Origin of the sequence: Bradyrhizobium canariense (assembly GCF_019402665.1) — a bacterium.
GTDB lineage: Bacteria > Pseudomonadota > Alphaproteobacteria > Rhizobiales > Xanthobacteraceae > Bradyrhizobium > Bradyrhizobium canariense.
On sequence record NZ_VSST01000037.1, the window covers coordinates 268289 to 284267 of the forward strand.

Consider the following 15979-nt stretch of genomic DNA (forward strand, 5'->3'; position numbering starts at 1 on the left):
GCTGCGCGTGCAAGGGCATAGTCATCGGAGCGGGCCGCACCAGCGTGCCGTCCTCCGCGCTGCACCATGGGGGGCCCTTCAAAATAAAAGAGCGAAAACAACCCCATGCACAGTAGCTAAGTCCTTGCGACGCCTACTGAATTTATTTGACGCGTCGGGCAGATTTGGCCCGCGACGGGGGTCCGGCCGCGGCTCCCGTCAGCTGAGCTCGTCACCCGTCGCCTGCATTTCGTTGAGCATCGCCTCGGCTTTGTGCCGCAGCGGCAGCGCGCCGCTCTCGGCGGCGATCGCGATGGTCGCGCGCAGGGCGCCAAGGATCGCCGCCTTGGCCTCCGCATCCGACGGCGGCGTCACCACGGCCTCGCCGAACAGGGCCTCCGCCTCCAGGCCGGAGAACCCCTGTTGCCGCGCGGTGTTGCGGGCCTCGCGCAGCATGTTCTGCGCGGCCTGGACGTCGCCGAGACGGTGGGTGGCGAGCGCCAGATAGATCGAGCTGCGCAGCACCGCCGAGGTATAGCCGACCGCCTTCGCCTCCTCACGCGCTTCCGTCAGCATGCCGCGCGCCCGGTCGAACAGCCCCTGCTCCAGATAGGCCATGCCGAGATGGCAGGCGAGCACCGGCACGAACAGCCGGATGCCGTGCTTCTGCGCCAGGACAAAACCGTCCTCGAGAATGGCCGCGGCCGCCGCCGGCTCGCCGCGGCCGAGCATCAGCCAGCCGCCGCTATAGGCCGCCGCGACGCGGTCGTAGGGGCGGCCGGTCTCCTCCGCGATCGCGGCGGCTTGCTGCTGGAGCTGCTCGGCGGCCTCGAACTCACCCATCACGGTGTGGGTGAAGCTCTTCATCATGCAGCAGAGCAGGAGCACATATTTAGGCATGGTGCTCTTGGGGGCGTCGGCATTTGGCCCCTCTAGTCGATAGCAGGCTCTTGCGACCGTCCGCTCTGCTTCCCGGTAGCGTCCGGCGAGGAAATAGGCCTGCCCTAAGCCATACAGCGCAACGTTGAGCCATCCGAGATCTCCTCCGTGCTCCGCAAGGCTGACGATCTGTTCACCGGTTGCAACCGCCTCTATCGGCGTACCGTAAAAGTTCTGGGCGGCCGCTCTGACGGTCATGGCGGCGATCTTTCTTGCGGTATCATCTATGACATTAGCCCGCCGTTCCGCTTCTCTTCCAAGCTCAAACCATTCGGCCACCAGTCCAGACGCCATGAAGGCCGAGCGTGCTTCGATACGAACATCTATCGCGCGAGCTTCACGCGAAGGCCCCGTCGGCATCATATCCAGCGACTTCATCGCGGTTTGGAAGTAGGTGGCAGCATCTGAAAACGCAGAACGAGCCAGACACTTTTGCGCTGCCGCCCGGCCGTGGACAAAGGACCTGTCCCAATCCTTTGCACGAGTCGCATGATAACAAAGCTCGTCAGAATCGCTGGGTTTTCGTCCGTCGGACTCTAGCGCCGATAGAATGCGCGAATGAATGCTTTCACGTACTTTTTCGACCATCGATTCGTAGGTCACTTGGCGGACCATGTCGTGCCGAAACTCAAGAACACTCTCCAATTCGCTATCGATCCTGACCAGCAGATCGACTCGATCAAGCGCCGCCAAGGAGGTCTGAAAGACGTCTTCGGGGAGCGCCGCGACGCTCCGTAATATGGCTTCGCTGGATCGTCGCCCCAGAGTAGCCGCGATCTGCAAGATTTGGCGTTCCGGCCTCGCCAAGCGATCGAGCCGCGCAGCAATGACCCCCTGGATACTCGTGGGAATTCCAAGCTCGTCGATCGGACGGACCAAAGCGAGGTCGCCCCACTGGCCCCGAAGCGTGCCGTTGTCCTTGAGGCCACGGCAGACCTCCTCGATAAAGAGTGGGACGTTGGCCGTATGAGAAATGATCCGGTCTTTCAGATCGGCATTGTCCGATGACCCGAGCATGTCGCCCAGCATGTCCCGACTGGAATCATCGTCCAATGGGCGCATCGCAACGACTTCAGCCTGGCAGCGCGCGACCCAGAATGGCATGCCGTCCGGCCTGCTTGTAAGGAGCACAAGAAGACCGGCGGCCTGTAGTGACGACAGAGCAGCCACCACAGTATCGCTGGCCCGATCGATCCAATGCAGGTCCTCGATCAGGAGCACTGTGCGCTGGTGACGCGCTACACTCCCGACAATGGCGCAGCTCGCGTCGGAAATTGCACGTCCTCGCGCGTGAGGCTCCAGTTCATCCCACTGCGGATGCGAGATCGGAAGGTCCAGCACTGCCTCGACGGCGCATTGTTCGATCACCGGCAAATCGGACCGAGGGTCGCGTGCGCTGCCCATTTCCCTTGCTGTCGTCTCAAAAATCGAAAGCAGCACGCGTTTGAGCGTGCTGAATGGCGCTCCCTGCAAATTCGGGCTGCACTCCGCATCGATCAGGCGCCAACCCGCGGCCTTCAGGTCCTGGGCAAATTCGTGCGCCAGTCGTGACTTTCCTATGCCAGCGTCCCCCAGCAGAAGAACGGTCTGTCGGCTCGAGCCGGCATTATCCGCCGTGCGTCTCAACAAGGCGCGCTCGACAGTTCGATCGACGAACCGAGAAATACTGCGTGCCCGCCGCACTCTCCAGCTCGAAAGGTCGCTCGCGCCCATGACCCGGTAGACCGGCAGGGGCTCCGCGAAGCCACGCAATGCCTTGCGGCCCAGAAAATCGAAGCGGACGTGCCCGTCCGCGAGTTGCTGGCAAGCTTCGGACACGTAGATCTGGTTGGCCTCTGCCGCCGCTTCCAGCCGCGCGGCCAGATGTTGGGCGGCGCCGCCGATCTCGTAGACTTTGGAGAATTCGCTGGCGACCATATAGGCGACGACGTGTCCGGAATGGAGGCCGATCCGGACCTGAAGCCCGGCATCCCCCAGGCCTGCAACCCGCCGGACGAGCTCGATCGCCGCATGGCACGCCAGCGGGGCATGATTGTCATCGGCGATCGGGGCACCAAACACCGCTGCCACTCCGTCGCCAAGCTCCTTGCTGACGATGCCTCCGAACTGACGCACCGCGCCCCTCATGGCCGCCAGTGCGGGCTCCAAGCGAGAGACCGCTTCCTCCGGCTCCAATTCGGCAACAAGACCGGTGGAATCGATGACGTCCGCACGAAGGATCGTCACAAACCGTCGCTCGCTATCCGGTTCGACGCGGTGACGCACGGCCGCCCCGCATTTGGCGCACCAGCTGTCGCCCGGGGTGATCGTAGACTGGCATGTAAAGCAGTGCATTCCAGCGCCTTCGAACGGTTGCGGCCTGGCTCGTGCAAGAGGCCGCGAGCAACGAATGTAAGACTACTCGATGACGGCTGCCAAGCAATCAGCCCACTGGCCCACAATCGACAGATCGCAGTTGACGAAGGCTCCTTGGATGGACGAGATGCGCTGCCGGGTGGTAACTTCATTCCGCGCACGGCGGGCGATGGGGTGGGTCGGTGTTGCCGGACAGCCAAATACTGCGCCCGGCGACGCCAGATTTGGAGGAAAGACAATGGGCGCGAGAGTATATAGCGAAGAGCCATTCAAAGATTTGATGAACGACAACTATTTCCCGCTGGAAAACATGCAGCGGAGCGTGGACATCCTCAAGGCGTCCCCGGACATCCACCTGCCGACGCTGGAATACGGGCAGTATCACCTGATCCTGACGCCGGCGGACAAATGGCCGGATGGGAGCGCGGCGTACTGGCACAAGGAAAAGGGCCGGGCTCGCGTCGATCTCAGCACCCAACCCAACACGATCCCCTTGTCCAAAGACGAGCCGGGCGTCATCCCCTTGACGCGATGCGATCTGCTCGATGCCTGCGTGCGGAAATGCTTCAACTCCGAGCCGCCGATCCCGATGAAGACGAAGATCGTCACGCACAAGGCGAGCGACGCCTATGCGCACCGGCATGAGATTCGGCTGGAGTGGGAATATCGCGATGGCGACGACAAGGCGCCGACGCTGCTCTATCTGACGATGGTCTGTCCGCACAGACCCTGAACTTCGGATGCATTCGACGCGTCAGAATGGCTGCCGCACCTCCCGCGCTCGCCGACAGGCACGCGGGAGGCAATGACTCCCGGATCTCCCCGCACGCCGAGGCGCTGTCGATCCTGGTCGGCGGCGGACGGGAAGGCTATTGCGCAGTTCTGAGCTGCCTTTGCGCTCCGAGCAAAAATGGCGCGCGCAAGGCGCGCCATTTCCTCCTAAAGCCGACAAGTTCAGCGAAGGCCGCCGGTGACGTGAAGCGTCTCGCCCGTGACGTACGATGCGTCGTCCGAAGCGAAGAAGGCCACCGCGGCAGCGATCTCCTCGACCTTGCCGATGCGGCCGAGCGGGGTGGTGGATTCGATCCAGTTGCGCATGTCACCTTCGTGCAGGCCGGCCGAGACGACGCCTTCGGTCGCGATCATGCCCGGGTTGACGGCGTTGACGCGGATCTTGCGCGGCGCCAGCTCCTTCGCCAGGACGGCGGAGATTGCATCCACCGACGCCTTGGTCGCGGTGTAGACGGCTGTGTTCGCCGGCGCGATGGTCGATACGCCGGAGCTGATGTTGATGATGCTTCCGCCATTGGCGTTGAAGTGCTTCGACGCTTCGCCCGAGACCAGCAGCAGGCCAAGCACATTGAGGTCGAATTGCCTATGGAAATGCTCAGGCGTGATGGCCTCCAGCGGGGCGAATTCGTAAATGCCCGCGTTGTTGACGAGGATATCGATCGCGCCGAACGCCTTTACGGTCTCTGCGACCACGCTTGTCACGTCCTTGGCGTCGGCCAGATTGCCGTGGACCGCGACGGCTTTGCCACCCTTGGCGACGATGGCGGCAACCACGCGGTCGGCGGCCTGCTTACTGGAGCTGTAATTGACGGCGACCGCCGCGCCCTCGGCCGCGAGCCGGGCGGCGATTTCGGCACCGATGCCTTTGGATGCGCCGGTCACGAGCGCAACTTTTCCTTCGAGTCTCTTGGTCATCACATGTTCTCCACCGTCCGGCACGACGCCGATATTCAATAGTTCAATATTAGTGAACTATTGAATGAGTTCAAGGGAGGTGCTATATTTTGTTCATGGTGCAGTTCGTTCACCCACCGCGGAGCGAGATTTCACTGGCTGGGGTGCTGGGAGCGCTCGCGGACCCGATGCGGCTGAGGATCGTCAAGAGCCTGGCCGCACAGAACGATTGCATGTCGTGCACCGAGGCGGCGCCTTGCCCTGACATGGCCAAGTCGACCCTGTCGAACCATTTTCGTATCCTGCGCGAGGCCGGCCTGATCCGGACGTCCAAGCAAGGCGTCCAGCACCGCAATGTCCTGCGCGAGGAGGACATCAATGCGCGGTTTCCGAAGTTGCTGAAAATGATTTTGAGTTATCCGGAGTGAGGGCAGTCGCCTGCTCAAGCATCATGAGAGGCCGAAGTCTCCACAGGACGAATGCAAAACAAAAATGGCCCGCATGAAGCGGGCCATTTTCATATCGGGACCGGTAAGGTCCGAACTTGGTTGCGGGGATAGGATTTGAACCTATGACCTTCAGGTTATGAGCCTGACGAGCTACCGGGCTGCTCCACCCCGCGTTAACCGTTGCTTTGCCTTCGTGAAAGTGCCGGGGACGGTGAATGAAGGGCCGGCGCTGTTCGCGTGGCTTGCTTCGTTCGTCCCGAAGGCTTCCTTGGAAGGCAACCCCGAGCAAAGCCCGTTGGGTGCGGGCGGTATGTACCAACCCGGGGTGGCTTTGGAAAGGGCTGCGGGGACGTTTTTTTCGACTTTATGACAGCGCGGTGGACGAATTTGCGGCCTGTTTGGCCCGCCCTTGCCAGAAGTTCCACAAGGGGCCAGCTTGCGGCAACAAAACCAGGCGGAAACGCCACTTAAAAGGGGGAGAACGCCATGGACCACGCCTTGGACCAGCCCCCGGTGACCGCCCCGCTTGGGGCCCTCGAAGACGCCTTCCATACCATGGTCGCGCGGTCGCGGGCCGAGCCGGCGGCTGGCCTTGCCGAGCGGCTCGACCGGCTGGCACGGCTGCGCACTGTCGTCGCCGACAACGAGGAGCGCTTCCGGCAGGCGATCTCGGCGGATTTCGGCCACCGCTGCGCGGTCGAGACCAATATCGCCGAGACTATGATGGTGTTCTCCGAGATCCGTCATGCCAGCAAGCACCTCAAGAGCTGGATGGCGCCGCAGCGCGTTTCGACGGCGCTGCAATTCATGCCCGCGCGCAACCGGCTGATGCCGCAGCCGCTCGGCGTCGTCGGCATCATCGCGCCGTGGAATTATCCGCTGCAGCTGACGCTCGCGCCCGCCATCGGCGCGCTTGCCGCCGGCAACCGCGTCATCATCAAGCCGAGCGAACACGTCGCCCATTTCTCAGCGCTGCTGAAGGAGACGGTCGCCGCGCGGTTCGACGCTGCGGAAGTGCTCGTCACCGGGGTCGAGGACGAGATCGCAAAAGCCTTTGCATCGCTGCCGTTCGATCATCTGGTGTTCACCGGCTCGACCCGGGTGGGACGACTGGTCGCTGAAGCCGCGGGGCGCAATCTGACGCCGGTCACGCTTGAGCTCGGCGGCAAGTCGCCTGTTATCATCGACGTCTCGGCCGACTTCGAAGAGGCCGCCGAACGCATCGCCTACGGCAAGCTGCTCAATGCCGGGCAGACCTGCATCGCGCCCGATTATGTGCTGGTGCCCGAGCGCGCGTTGCAGGCCTTCGCCGAAAAAGTCCGCGCGCAGATGCGGCGCATGTTCGGCACCGATCCCGCCAACAAGGACTACACTTCCATGATCTCCGACCGGCATTATGCGCGGCTGGAAAATCTCGTCGCGGATGCGACACGTCGCGGCGCAAAGATCCTGCAGCCGGCGAAGGCGGACGATCCCAACTGGAAGGCACACCGCAAATTCCCGCCGACGCTGATCGTGGGCGCAACCGCAGACATGGCGGTCATGCAGGAGGAGATTTTCGGCCCGGTGCTCCCCGTGCTCGGCTATCGCGAACCGGCCGATGCCATCGCCTTCGTCAACGCCCGCGACCGGCCGCTGGCGCTGTACTGGTTCGGCAAGGATCGCATTGCGCGCGACGAGGTGCTGGCGCGCACCGTCTCCGGCGGCGTCACCATCAACGACTGCCTGTTCCACTTCGCGCAAATCAACCAGCCGATGGGCGGCGTCGGCGCATCCGGCACCGGCGCCTATCACGGCGAATGGGGCTTTCGCACCTTCAGCAAGCTGAAGCCGGTGTTCTATCGCTCGAAATTCAACCGGCTCGCCGACCTCTATCCGCCCTACGGCGGCAAGATCGCGCGGCTGGAGAAGATGATGCGGTTCATGTCGTAATTGCTCGTCATTGCGAGCGCAGCGAAGCAATCCAGACTGTCTCCGCGGTGGGATTCTGGATTGCTTCGCTTTGCTCGCAATGACGAGAAGAAAAATGCAAGAGGGGGAAACATCAGTGACGGACACATTCGATTTCGTCGTCGTGGGCGCGGGCTCCGGCGGCTGCGCGGTGGCGGGGCGGCTGTCGGAGGACGCGGGAACATCCGTGGCGCTGCTCGATGCCGGCGGACGGAACGACAATTGGCGGATCACCACGCCGTTCGGACTCGCCTTGCCGTACAAGGCGGCGAACTGGGGCTTCGATACCGTGCCGCAGAAGGGATTGAACGGCCGTATCGGCTATCAACCGCGCGGCAAGGGGCTCGGCGGGTCCTCGGCGATCAACGCCATGGTCTATATCCGCGGCAACAAATGGGACTACGACCATTGGGCCTCGCTCGGCAATGCCGGCTGGTCGTATGCGGACGTGCTGCCCTATTTCAAGCGCTCGGAGAACAACGCCGATTTCGACGGCGAATATCACGGCAAGGGCGGCCCGCTGCATGTCAACAGGCTGCGCTCGGACAATCCGATCCACGACGTCTTCCATCAGGCCGCCCGCGAGGCGCAGTTCCGCATCCGCGAGGACTTCAACGGAGAGGACCACGAAGGGCTCGGCAGCTACCAGGTGACCCAGCACAATGGCGAGCGCTGGAGCGCGGCGCGCGCCTATCTGCATCCCCACATGGACAAGCGCGCCAATCTGCGTATCGAGACGCAGGCGCATGCCACGCGCATCCTGTTCGAAGGCGGGCGCGCGGTCGGCATTGAATATCTACAGGGCAAGCAGACAAAACAGCTGCGCGCGCGGCGCGAGGTGATCCTCGCCTCCGGCGCCTTCCAGTCACCGCAATTGCTGATGCTGTCAGGCATCGGCGACGGCGAGGCGCTTGCCGCGCAAGGCATCGGCGTCGCGCATCATTTGCCGGGCGTCGGACGCAATCTGCAGGACCATCCGGATTTCGTGTTCGTCTACGCCTCCGACTATCCGCACTTCGTCCATTCATCGATCGGACGGCTGCCATCCCTGCTCCGCGCCATCCAGCGCTACCGCCGGGAGCGGCGCGGGCTGATGACCACCAATTTCGCCGAGTGTGGCGGCTTCCTGAAGACCCGAGCCGACCTCGATGTGCCCGACATCCAGCTGCACTTCATCATCGCGATGCTCGACGACCACGGCCGCAAGAAGCACAAGGAGGCGGGCTTCTCATGCCATGTCTGCCTGTTGCGGCCGAAGAGCCGTGGCAGCGTCTGGCTGAAAAGCGCCGATCCGCTGGCAGCGCCGATGATCGATCCGAATTTTCTGGGCGAGGCGGAGGATCTCGAGACGATGGTCGCGGGCTTCAAGACCACGCGACGGCTGATGGAGACGCCCGCGATGCGCGCGTTGCAGAAGAAGGACATGTTCACGTCCGATGTGAGAACGGACGACGACATCCGCGCCATCCTGCGCGCGCGTGTCGACACCGTCTATCACCCCGTCGGCACCTGCAAGATGGGCACCGACGCGATGGCCGTGGTCGATCCGGCGCTGAAGGTGCACGGCATGGAAGGCCTGCGCGTCGTCGACGCCTCGATCATGCCGACACTGATCGGCGGCAACACCAATGCGGCGACGATCATGATCGGGGAGAAGGCGGCCGATATGATCCGGGCGGAGATGCGGTAGTGTCTCCTGAGCTGTCGGAGCCAGGAAAAGTACAGACGATTTTAACGATCTGAAACCGGAATGATTGGTTCTGCGTTCACTCGTTCCATGGCAGGCTCCCGCGCATGAACAGTTTCGATCTCGCCGTCTATGCGGCGTTCGTCATCGCGATCGGCTTCGGCTTCAGGACCGGCCTGCTCGGCAGCGCCATGACGATCCTGGCCTATCTCCTCGCCGCCCCCATCGCCGTCGCGTTGATGCCGCTGATCGTCCCTCAGGTCGCGGGCAATCCGAATGCGCCGCTGTTGCAGAACTGGCTCTGGTTCTTCAGCATCTTCGTGGTAGTCGGCATGCTGTTTGGACATCTCGGCCGGCTGGCGCTGAGCGACACGATACGGCAGGCCGGCATCGGCGACCGGCTTGGCGGCGCAGCGCTCGGCGCCATCAGGGTCGGCCTCGTCGCCACCACCCTGGTGCTGGTGTTCGACCAGATCGTGCCGGCTAACCGCGAGCCGCCGTTTCTCGCCGGTTCGCACCTGCGGCCGCTGTTCTCGACGGTCGGCCGGATGGGCTTCAAGTCGCTGCCGCCGGAGGCGGCCTCCGCGATCGACCGTCTCAAGCAGGAGCGGCACATCTGATGATGCCCGCACATTTGCATCGCCGCGCGAGCGTGCATGCATTTTGATGCGAGCCAATCCCTTATCAGCGGCGCCAAGGTTGGCTAGAATAGCGGCTCTAAAAACCTAGCTGACATTACGGGAGTGAAACAGTGGATCTTGGGATCAAAGGTCGCCGCGCCATCGTCTGCGCATCCAGCAAAGGCCTCGGACGCGCCTGCGCCATCTCGCTGGCCGAGGCCGGCGTTCACGTCACGCTGACCGCGCGCGGCGCCGAGGCCCTGAAGAAGACGGCGGACGACATCCGCAAGGCCTATCCTGATGTGACCGTCACCGAGATCGTCGGCGACATCACGACGCCGGCGGGCCGCGAGGCCGTGCTGAAGGCCTGCCCCGAGCCGGATATCCTGATCAACAATGCCGGCGGACCGCCGCCCGGCGATTTCCGCAACTGGACCCGCGACGACTGGATCAAGGCGATCGACGCCAACATGCTGACCCCGATCGAGCTGATCAAATCGACCGTGGACGGCATGATGACGCGCAAATTCGGCCGCATCGTCAACATCACCTCGGCCGCGGTGAAGGCGCCGATCGACATTCTCGGTCTCTCCAACGGAGCGCGCGCCGGCCTCACCGGCTTCATTGCCGGCCTGTCGCGCAAGACCGTGATCAACAACGTCACCATCAACGGCCTGCTGCCGGGCCCGTTCGAGACCGACCGCCTGCGCAGCACCGCGAAAGGCGAATCCGAGAAGCGCGGCATCACGCCGGACCAGGTTCTGGCCGAGCGCGCCAAGCTCAATCCCGCGGGCCGCTTCGGCGACCCCGACGAGTTCGGCTACGCCTGCGCCTTCCTGTGCGGCGCCAAGGCGGGCTTCATCACCGGGCAGAACCTTCTGCTCGATGGCGGTGCATTCCCAGGAACGCTGTGAGAGCAGTCTGGTACGAGGAGACAGGACCGGCGGCGGACGTCCTCACCTATGGTGAGATGGCGACGCCGGTCGCAGGTCCAGGCGAAGTTCGTGTTCGCCTGGAAGCCTCCGGCGTCAATCCGGCCGATGTCGGCCGGCGCGGGGGCAGCTATCGCACGAAGGAATTTTCGCGTGTCATTCCGAACAGCGATGGCGCGGGCTTTATCGACCAGATCGGCGATGGCGCGACGGGGTTCAAGATCGGCGACAGGGTCTGGCTGTTCAACGGCCAGCGCAACGGCCGCGCCTTTGGCACCGCGGCCGAACATATCGCGCTTGCCGAGCACCTGGTGACGCCGCTGCCGGACAATCTCTCTTTTGCGGAAGGCGCGACGCTGGGCATTCCCGCAATGACGGCGTGGTGCTCCCTGTTTGCGGACGGGCCGATCGTCGGCAAGACCGTGCTGGTCACCGGCGGCGCGGGTGCCGTCGGGCATTACGCCGTGCAACTCGCGAAATGGGGCGGCGCGCAGGTGATCGCGACCGTCAGCTCGGCGATGAAGGGCGAGCAGGCGCGACAAGCCGGTGCCGATCTCGTGGTCAATTACAGGGACGAAGATGTCGTTGCCAAGGCGATGGCCTTCACCGGCGGACGCGGGGTCGACCACTTGGTCGATGTCGATTTCGGCGGCAACATTGCGACGACGCTGAAGTTGATGGCCATGAATTCGACCATCGCGGTCTACGCCACGAATGGCAACCGCACGCCGACCGTGCCGATACGCGAGTTGATGGAAAAGTGCATCACGCTCCGCTCGCTCGTCTTGTTCGCGCTGCCGCCGGCGCTGCTTGCGGCGGCGCAGGCCGACATCTCGAAATGGCTGGCGGCGGGACCGCGAATCCACAATGTCGCGGCGCAGTTTGCGCTGTCGGAGACGGCGCAGGCCCATATCGCCGTCGAGAAAGGCGACAAGCTCGGCACCGTGGTCGTCGACTGCGCGCGCTGATATCGGCCGGGATCACCGCTGTTGCTTGGTGGGCTCGTCTTCGTCCCGCTGGCTCGGACTGGATGAATCGGCGACTGGGTTTCCGTCGGTCCAGTCGACGCCGAATTCGTCGAGCCCGTCGGCGAGCAGATCGCCCAGCATCGGCTCACCGAGCAGATAATGCGCCGTCTCGCGCCGGGGACTGCGATACTCGGCGCGCGCCTCCACCGCGCGTGCGCGCAAATCGTCCCAATCGTCGATCGTGCCGTCGCCGCGGCCGAGCCAGGTCAGTGTGACGAGATCGATCTGCTCGTCCTCGTTCAAGGCCACGATGAAACTTCCGAGTTCGTTGACGACGGGATCGGAGCCGTCATCCTCGAGGACGTCGACCGCATCGTCATCAGTCGCATTCGAGCCGGAATCCGGATCGGAATCCGCCTGCTTGACGTCGAATTCACGCGCCTTTTCGATGATGAAGGCGACCTTCTCCGCGGAAATCGCAAGCTCTGGCATGGCTGGCCCTTTGTCTTTCCCTGGGTTCCCGCGATAACGCCGCACCGCGTCAGATGATCCATTGCGCCTGACGGCGAAACTGCGCATGTTCCCCGCCAAAGCAAGAACATGAGGATGCGCCGGATGCAGTGGAAGGTCGGCAGGGTCAAAATCACTGAGGTCGTGGAATTAGAGACGGTCGGCTCGACCCGCTTCATTCTGCCCTTGGCGAGCAATGCAGAAATCCAGAAGCTGCCTTGGCTGATCCCGCATTTCGCCACCGAAGAGGGCCGGCTGAAAATGTCGATCCATTCGCTGCTGGTAGAGACGCCGACGCGCCGCATCGTGGTCGATACCGGGCTTGGCAATGACAAGCAGGGCCGCAACGTCCCGACCTGGAACAATCGCACCACGCCGTTCCTGGAGACGATGATTGCGGCGGGCTTTCCCCCTGACAGCATCGATACCGTGCTGTGCACGCATCTTCATGTCGATCATGTCGGCTGGAACACGAGACTGGTCGACGGCAAATGGGTGCCGACCTTCCCCAACGCGCGCTATGTCTTCGGCAAGACCGAGTATGAGCATTGGCGCGACCATTCCACCGAGCCGGACAAGTGGGCCGTGTTTGCCGATTCCGTGAAGCCGATCGTCGATGCCGGCCGGGCCGAGTTGGTCGCGAGCGACCACCGGCTCAGCGAGGAGATCAGCATGATCCCGACCCCCGGCCACAGCCCCGGGCATATGAGCATTCTGATCCAGTCGGACGGCGAGCAGGGACTGCTGACGGGCGACGTTGCCCATCATCCCTGTCAGATGGCGCATCTCGGCTGGTCCTCGACCGCGGATTCCGACCAAAGCCAGTCGGCGACGACGCGGCGCGAATTGTTCGGCCGGTTTGCCGACACCCCGACGCTGGTGATCGGCGGGCATTTTTCGGCCGGGCATATCAAGCGGGACAGGGACGCATTCAGGTTCGAGGCGCTGGCCTAGTCTCGTGCCCCGGACGAACCTCCCGAATTGAGAGGGCTGCAATGCGCCCCTCTTTGAGCGGTTGAATTTCCCGCCGCCCTGTTCCATGAAGCTGTTCAACCGATCGGTCCAGTCCAGGGAGAAACGAGAATGAAGCTTGTTCGTTATGGCGAGAAGGGTGCGGAAAAGCCCGGCCTGATCGACAAATCCGGCCAGTTGCGCGACCTTTCGGCGCATGTGAAGGACCTGACCGGCGAGGCCTATTCGCCCGAGAGCCTGAAGAAGCTGGCGGCGCTCGATCCGGCCTCGCTGCCCGCCGTCTCCGGCAAGCCGCGGTTCGGCGCCCCCGTCACCGGCATGTCGAAATTCGTGGCGATCGGCCTCAACTACAGCGACCACGCCAAGGAGACCGGCGCGGAGATCCCGAGCGAGCCGATCATTTTCATGAAGGCCAACACCTCGCTGTCCGGCCCGAACGACGCCGTCGAGAAGCCGCGCGGCTCGACCAAGCTCGACTGGGAGGTCGAGATCGCCGCCATCATCGGCACGCACGCAAAATACGTCTCGGAAGCCGACGCGCTCAACCACGTCGCCGGTTACTGCGTCTGCAACGACGTCTCCGAGCGCGCCTTCCAGATCGAGCGCCTGGGTCAGTGGACCAAGGGCAAGTCGCACGACACGTTCGGCCCGCTCGGCCCCTGGCTCGCCACCAAGGACGAGATCAAGGACGTGCAGAACCTGCCGATGTGGCTCGACGTCAACGGTCAGCGCCATCAGACCGGCTCGACCAAGACCATGATCTTCTCGATGGCCAAGTGCATCTCCTATGTCTCGCAGTTCATGACGCTGCTGCCCGGCGACATCATCACGACGGGCACCCCGCCCGGCGTCGGCCTCGGCATGAAGCCGCCGACCTTCCTCAATGTCGGCGACGTCATCACGCTCGGAATCGAGGGCCTCGGCGAGCAGCGCCAGGAGATCGTCGCGGCGTAAGCCGCGATCATCACTGTCGCCACGCCGTCATTGCGAGCGAAGCGAAGCAATCCAGAGATCGTCCGGCGGAGACAGCCTGGATTGCTTCGTCGCTTCGCTCCTCGCAATGACGAACTAAAACTTTCATTTTTTGGATACTCGCCATGAAGCTCACCTTCTCCCCCGCCTCGCCCTTCGCCCGCAAGGTGCGCATCGCCGCGATCGAGCTCGGGCTGATCGACAAGATCGAGTTCACGCCGGCAGCCGTCGCGCCCGGCACGGCCAACGAGGACTATTCGAAGATCACGCCGCTGAAGAAGCTACCGGTCCTGATCACCAATGACGGCGACGTTATTTTGGACTCGTACGTCATCGTCGAATATCTCAACGAGATGGCCGGCGGCAGCCTGATCCCGGACTACGGTCCGCGCCGCTGGAAGGCCAAGACCAATCATGCCCTGATCAACGGCATGCTCGATTCCATGCTGCTGTGCCGCTACGAGAAGATGGTGCGGCCGCAGGGCCTGCAATGGCAGGCGTGGTCGGACGACCATTGGAACCGGGCCTGGACCGGAATGGCGCGCTTCGAGAACATGCCCGAGGTGCTGAACGGCCCCTTCGACATCTCGCAGATCGGCCTCGTCTGCGTGCTCGGCTATGCCGACTTCCGCTTTGCCGATTGCGGCTGGCGCAAGGCCTATCCGAAGCTCGACGCGTTCCACCAGAAGATGCTGGAGCGGCCCTCCGTGAAGATCTCGGTGCCGCCGGCGGCGTAGTATCGCGACTGCGGGAGAAGGATGATGCGCGATCGCTTCCCCCGCCTCAGCATTCTCGGCGCGAGCCTCATGCTCGCGTTGACCGTCTCAACCACTTCCGTGCAAGCCGACGGCATGGTGCCTGGACAGCGAAACCTCGCCTGCGAGCCGCCATCGTCAACCGACGACGGCTGGACGACTGCGTCGCCCGACAGCGTCGGCATGGACGGCGCAAAACTTTGCGGGATCGCCGCACGACTCGAACAACGCGCGACTTCGGTTCATTCGGTTGTCGTCGCGCGCCACGGCAAGCTCGTCTTCGAGCAATACTTCGCCGGCTACGATCAACCCTGGGGACAGCCGGAAGGCCAGCACGAATTCACCGCGACGACGAAGCACGACATGCGTTCGGCATCGAAGAGTGTCGTTTCGCTGCTCATCGGTATCGCGATCGATCGCAAGCTGATCGAAGGCGTCGACGAACCTGTGCTCAAATTCTTCCCCGACCATCAGGCGGTGAAGCAGGCGGGCTGGGAGGCCATCACGCTGCGCCATCTGCTGACGATGTCCTCGGGAATGAAATGGGACGAGGCGCGGGCATGGACCGATCCGAACAACGACGAGCCGCATCTCACCTTTGAAGCCGATCCGATTGATTATGTGCTCGGAAGGCCGGTCGCCGCGCCGCCGGATGTGCTCTGGACCTATAATGGCGGCGGGACTGAACTGCTCGGCAATATCCTTGAACGCGTCTCGGGCAAGCCGCTGGAGACGTTTGCGCGCGAGGCGCTGTTCCAGCGGCTCGGGATCGCCGATTTCGCGTGGAAGGCCTACCCGAAGAACGGCAAGATCGCGGCGGCCGCCGGCCTGCGCTTGCGTCCGCGAGATGCCGCCAAGCTCGGCCAGCTCGTGCTCGATCGCGGCCAGTGGAACGGCCAACAAATCGTCTCGGCCGATTGGATTGCACAATCGATCGCACCGCGCTTCCAGGCGATCGGCTATTTCGGCGGCACGCTGTTCTACGGCTATCAATGGTGGATGGGCCGCTCGCTGGCCGGCGGGAGGGAAATCAAATGGGTTGGCGCCTTCGGCTGGGGCGGACAACGCATTTTCATCGTGCCCGAGCTTGATCTCGTCATGATGACCACCGCTGCCCAATACGGCCAGCCGAAGGAAGGGCTGGCCGCGATCGACGTCCTCTCCAACATCGTCATTCCATCCGTGCGTGACGCACGCTGAGTGCA

The 15979-nt window shown here is 63.3% G+C and carries 14 protein-coding genes and 1 tRNA gene; 11 read left to right on the top strand and 4 right to left on the bottom strand.

Translation table 11 applies throughout. From position 1 onward, the window contains the following. Positions 1 to 198 precede the first annotated feature (198 nt). Positions 199 to 3252 (bottom strand): ATP-binding protein, encoded by a 3054-nt coding sequence (locus FXB41_RS20305; RefSeq protein ID WP_219682955.1) that lies wholly within the window; start codon positions 3250 to 3252, stop codon positions 199 to 201. A 259-nt stretch (positions 3253 to 3511) separates the two neighbouring features. Between FXB41_RS20305 and FXB41_RS20310 the strand changes: the two genes are divergently transcribed. Then, positions 3512 to 4006 carry a hypothetical protein gene (locus FXB41_RS20310; RefSeq protein WP_219682989.1) on the top strand — a complete coding sequence of 165 codons (495 nt, stop codon included), beginning with the start codon at positions 3512 to 3514 and terminating at the stop codon, positions 4004 to 4006. Between the two features lie 221 nt (positions 4007 to 4227). Here FXB41_RS20310 and FXB41_RS20315 read toward each other — a convergent pair whose 3' ends face one another. Beyond that, the gene (locus FXB41_RS20315; RefSeq protein ID WP_106942175.1) at positions 4228 to 4980 is read right to left on the bottom strand and encodes an SDR family NAD(P)-dependent oxidoreductase; all 753 of its coding nucleotides are present in this window, start codon (positions 4978 to 4980) and stop codon (positions 4228 to 4230) included. A 95-nt stretch (positions 4981 to 5075) separates the two neighbouring features. Here FXB41_RS20315 and FXB41_RS20320 point away from each other — a divergent pair, with 95 nt between their 5' ends. Continuing rightward, complete coding sequence (locus tag FXB41_RS20320) at positions 5076 to 5387, top strand: ArsR/SmtB family transcription factor (protein ID WP_035973552.1); 312 nt, start codon at positions 5076 to 5078, stop codon at positions 5385 to 5387. A 117-nt stretch (positions 5388 to 5504) separates the two neighbouring features. Here FXB41_RS20320 and FXB41_RS20325 read toward each other — a convergent pair. Beyond that, positions 5505 to 5581: transfer RNA gene (locus FXB41_RS20325), tRNA-Met, on the bottom strand. A gap of 313 nt (positions 5582 to 5894) precedes the next feature. Here FXB41_RS20325 and FXB41_RS20330 point away from each other — a divergent pair. From FXB41_RS20330 to FXB41_RS20350, 5 genes are all read left to right on the top strand, one after another. Continuing rightward, positions 5895 to 7340, top strand: coding sequence for a coniferyl aldehyde dehydrogenase (locus FXB41_RS20330; RefSeq protein WP_219682956.1), 1446 nt, complete (start codon positions 5895 to 5897; stop codon positions 7338 to 7340). 115 nt (positions 7341 to 7455) lie between these two features. Continuing rightward, positions 7456 to 9048, top strand: coding sequence for a GMC family oxidoreductase (locus FXB41_RS20335; RefSeq protein ID WP_219682957.1), 1593 nt, complete (start codon positions 7456 to 7458; stop codon positions 9046 to 9048). Positions 9049 to 9152: 104 nt separating this feature from the next. Beyond that, positions 9153 to 9665 carry a CvpA family protein gene (locus tag FXB41_RS20340; protein ID WP_219682958.1) on the top strand — a complete coding sequence of 171 codons (513 nt, stop codon included), beginning with the start codon at positions 9153 to 9155 and terminating at the stop codon, positions 9663 to 9665. Positions 9666 to 9796: 131 nt separating this feature from the next. After that, complete coding sequence (locus FXB41_RS20345; protein ID WP_007599602.1) at positions 9797 to 10579, top strand: SDR family oxidoreductase; 783 nt, start codon at positions 9797 to 9799, stop codon at positions 10577 to 10579. Then, on the top strand, positions 10576 to 11565 hold the full coding sequence (locus FXB41_RS20350) for an NADPH:quinone reductase (protein ID WP_007599601.1): 990 nt from the start codon (positions 10576 to 10578) through the stop codon (positions 11563 to 11565). Before FXB41_RS20345 ends, FXB41_RS20350 begins: the two co-directional genes overlap by 4 nt. A gap of 12 nt (positions 11566 to 11577) precedes the next feature. Here the strand turns inward: FXB41_RS20350 and FXB41_RS20355 are convergent, their stop codons facing one another. Then, a complete protein-coding gene (locus tag FXB41_RS20355; protein ID WP_007599599.1) occupies positions 11578 to 12057 on the bottom strand; it encodes a DUF3775 domain-containing protein in 480 nt (159 codons plus the stop codon). 123 nt (positions 12058 to 12180) lie between these two features. Between FXB41_RS20355 and FXB41_RS20360 the strand changes: the two genes are divergently transcribed. The 4 genes from FXB41_RS20360 to FXB41_RS20375 all read left to right on the top strand — a co-directional run bounded on the left by FXB41_RS20360 (position 12181) and on the right by FXB41_RS20375 (position 15974). After that, the gene (locus FXB41_RS20360) at positions 12181 to 13029 is read left to right on the top strand and encodes an MBL fold metallo-hydrolase (protein ID WP_219682959.1); all 849 of its coding nucleotides are present in this window, start codon (positions 12181 to 12183) and stop codon (positions 13027 to 13029) included. Positions 13030 to 13158: 129 nt separating this feature from the next. Beyond that, the gene (locus FXB41_RS20365; RefSeq protein WP_219682960.1) at positions 13159 to 14001 is read left to right on the top strand and encodes a fumarylacetoacetate hydrolase family protein; all 843 of its coding nucleotides are present in this window, start codon (positions 13159 to 13161) and stop codon (positions 13999 to 14001) included. Positions 14002 to 14144: 143 nt separating this feature from the next. Continuing rightward, positions 14145 to 14756, top strand: a complete 612-nt coding sequence (locus tag FXB41_RS20370; protein ID WP_007599593.1) for a glutathione S-transferase family protein — start codon at positions 14145 to 14147, stop codon at positions 14754 to 14756. Positions 14757 to 14780: 24 nt separating this feature from the next. Further along, on the top strand, positions 14781 to 15974 hold the full coding sequence (locus FXB41_RS20375) for a serine hydrolase domain-containing protein (protein ID WP_007599590.1): 1194 nt from the start codon (positions 14781 to 14783) through the stop codon (positions 15972 to 15974). The last annotated feature ends 5 nt before the right edge of the window (positions 15975 to 15979 follow it).

Bases quoted from the DNA above. Each gene is read 5' to 3' on its own strand.
- FXB41_RS20305 (WP_219682955.1), bottom strand. From the start codon at position 3,252: ATGCACTGCTTTACATGCCAGTCTACGATCACCCCGGGCGACAGCTGG.
- FXB41_RS20310 (WP_219682989.1), top strand. From the start codon at position 3,512: ATGGGCGCGAGAGTATATAGCGAAGAGCCATTCAAAGATTTGATGAAC.
- FXB41_RS20315 (WP_106942175.1), bottom strand. From the start codon at position 4,980: ATGACCAAGAGACTCGAAGGAAAAGTTGCGCTCGTGACCGGCGCATCC.
- FXB41_RS20320 (WP_035973552.1), top strand. From the start codon at position 5,076: ATGGTGCAGTTCGTTCACCCACCGCGGAGCGAGATTTCACTGGCTGGG.
- FXB41_RS20330 (WP_219682956.1), top strand. From the start codon at position 5,895: ATGGACCACGCCTTGGACCAGCCCCCGGTGACCGCCCCGCTTGGGGCC.
- FXB41_RS20340 (WP_219682958.1), top strand. From the start codon at position 9,153: ATGAACAGTTTCGATCTCGCCGTCTATGCGGCGTTCGTCATCGCGATC.
- FXB41_RS20355 (WP_007599599.1), bottom strand. From the start codon at position 12,057: ATGCCAGAGCTTGCGATTTCCGCGGAGAAGGTCGCCTTCATCATCGAA.
- FXB41_RS20360 (WP_219682959.1), top strand. From the start codon at position 12,181: ATGCAGTGGAAGGTCGGCAGGGTCAAAATCACTGAGGTCGTGGAATTA.
- FXB41_RS20365 (WP_219682960.1), top strand. From the start codon at position 13,159: ATGAAGCTTGTTCGTTATGGCGAGAAGGGTGCGGAAAAGCCCGGCCTG.
- FXB41_RS20370 (WP_007599593.1), top strand. From the start codon at position 14,145: ATGAAGCTCACCTTCTCCCCCGCCTCGCCCTTCGCCCGCAAGGTGCGC.
- FXB41_RS20375 (WP_007599590.1), top strand. From the start codon at position 14,781: ATGCGCGATCGCTTCCCCCGCCTCAGCATTCTCGGCGCGAGCCTCATG.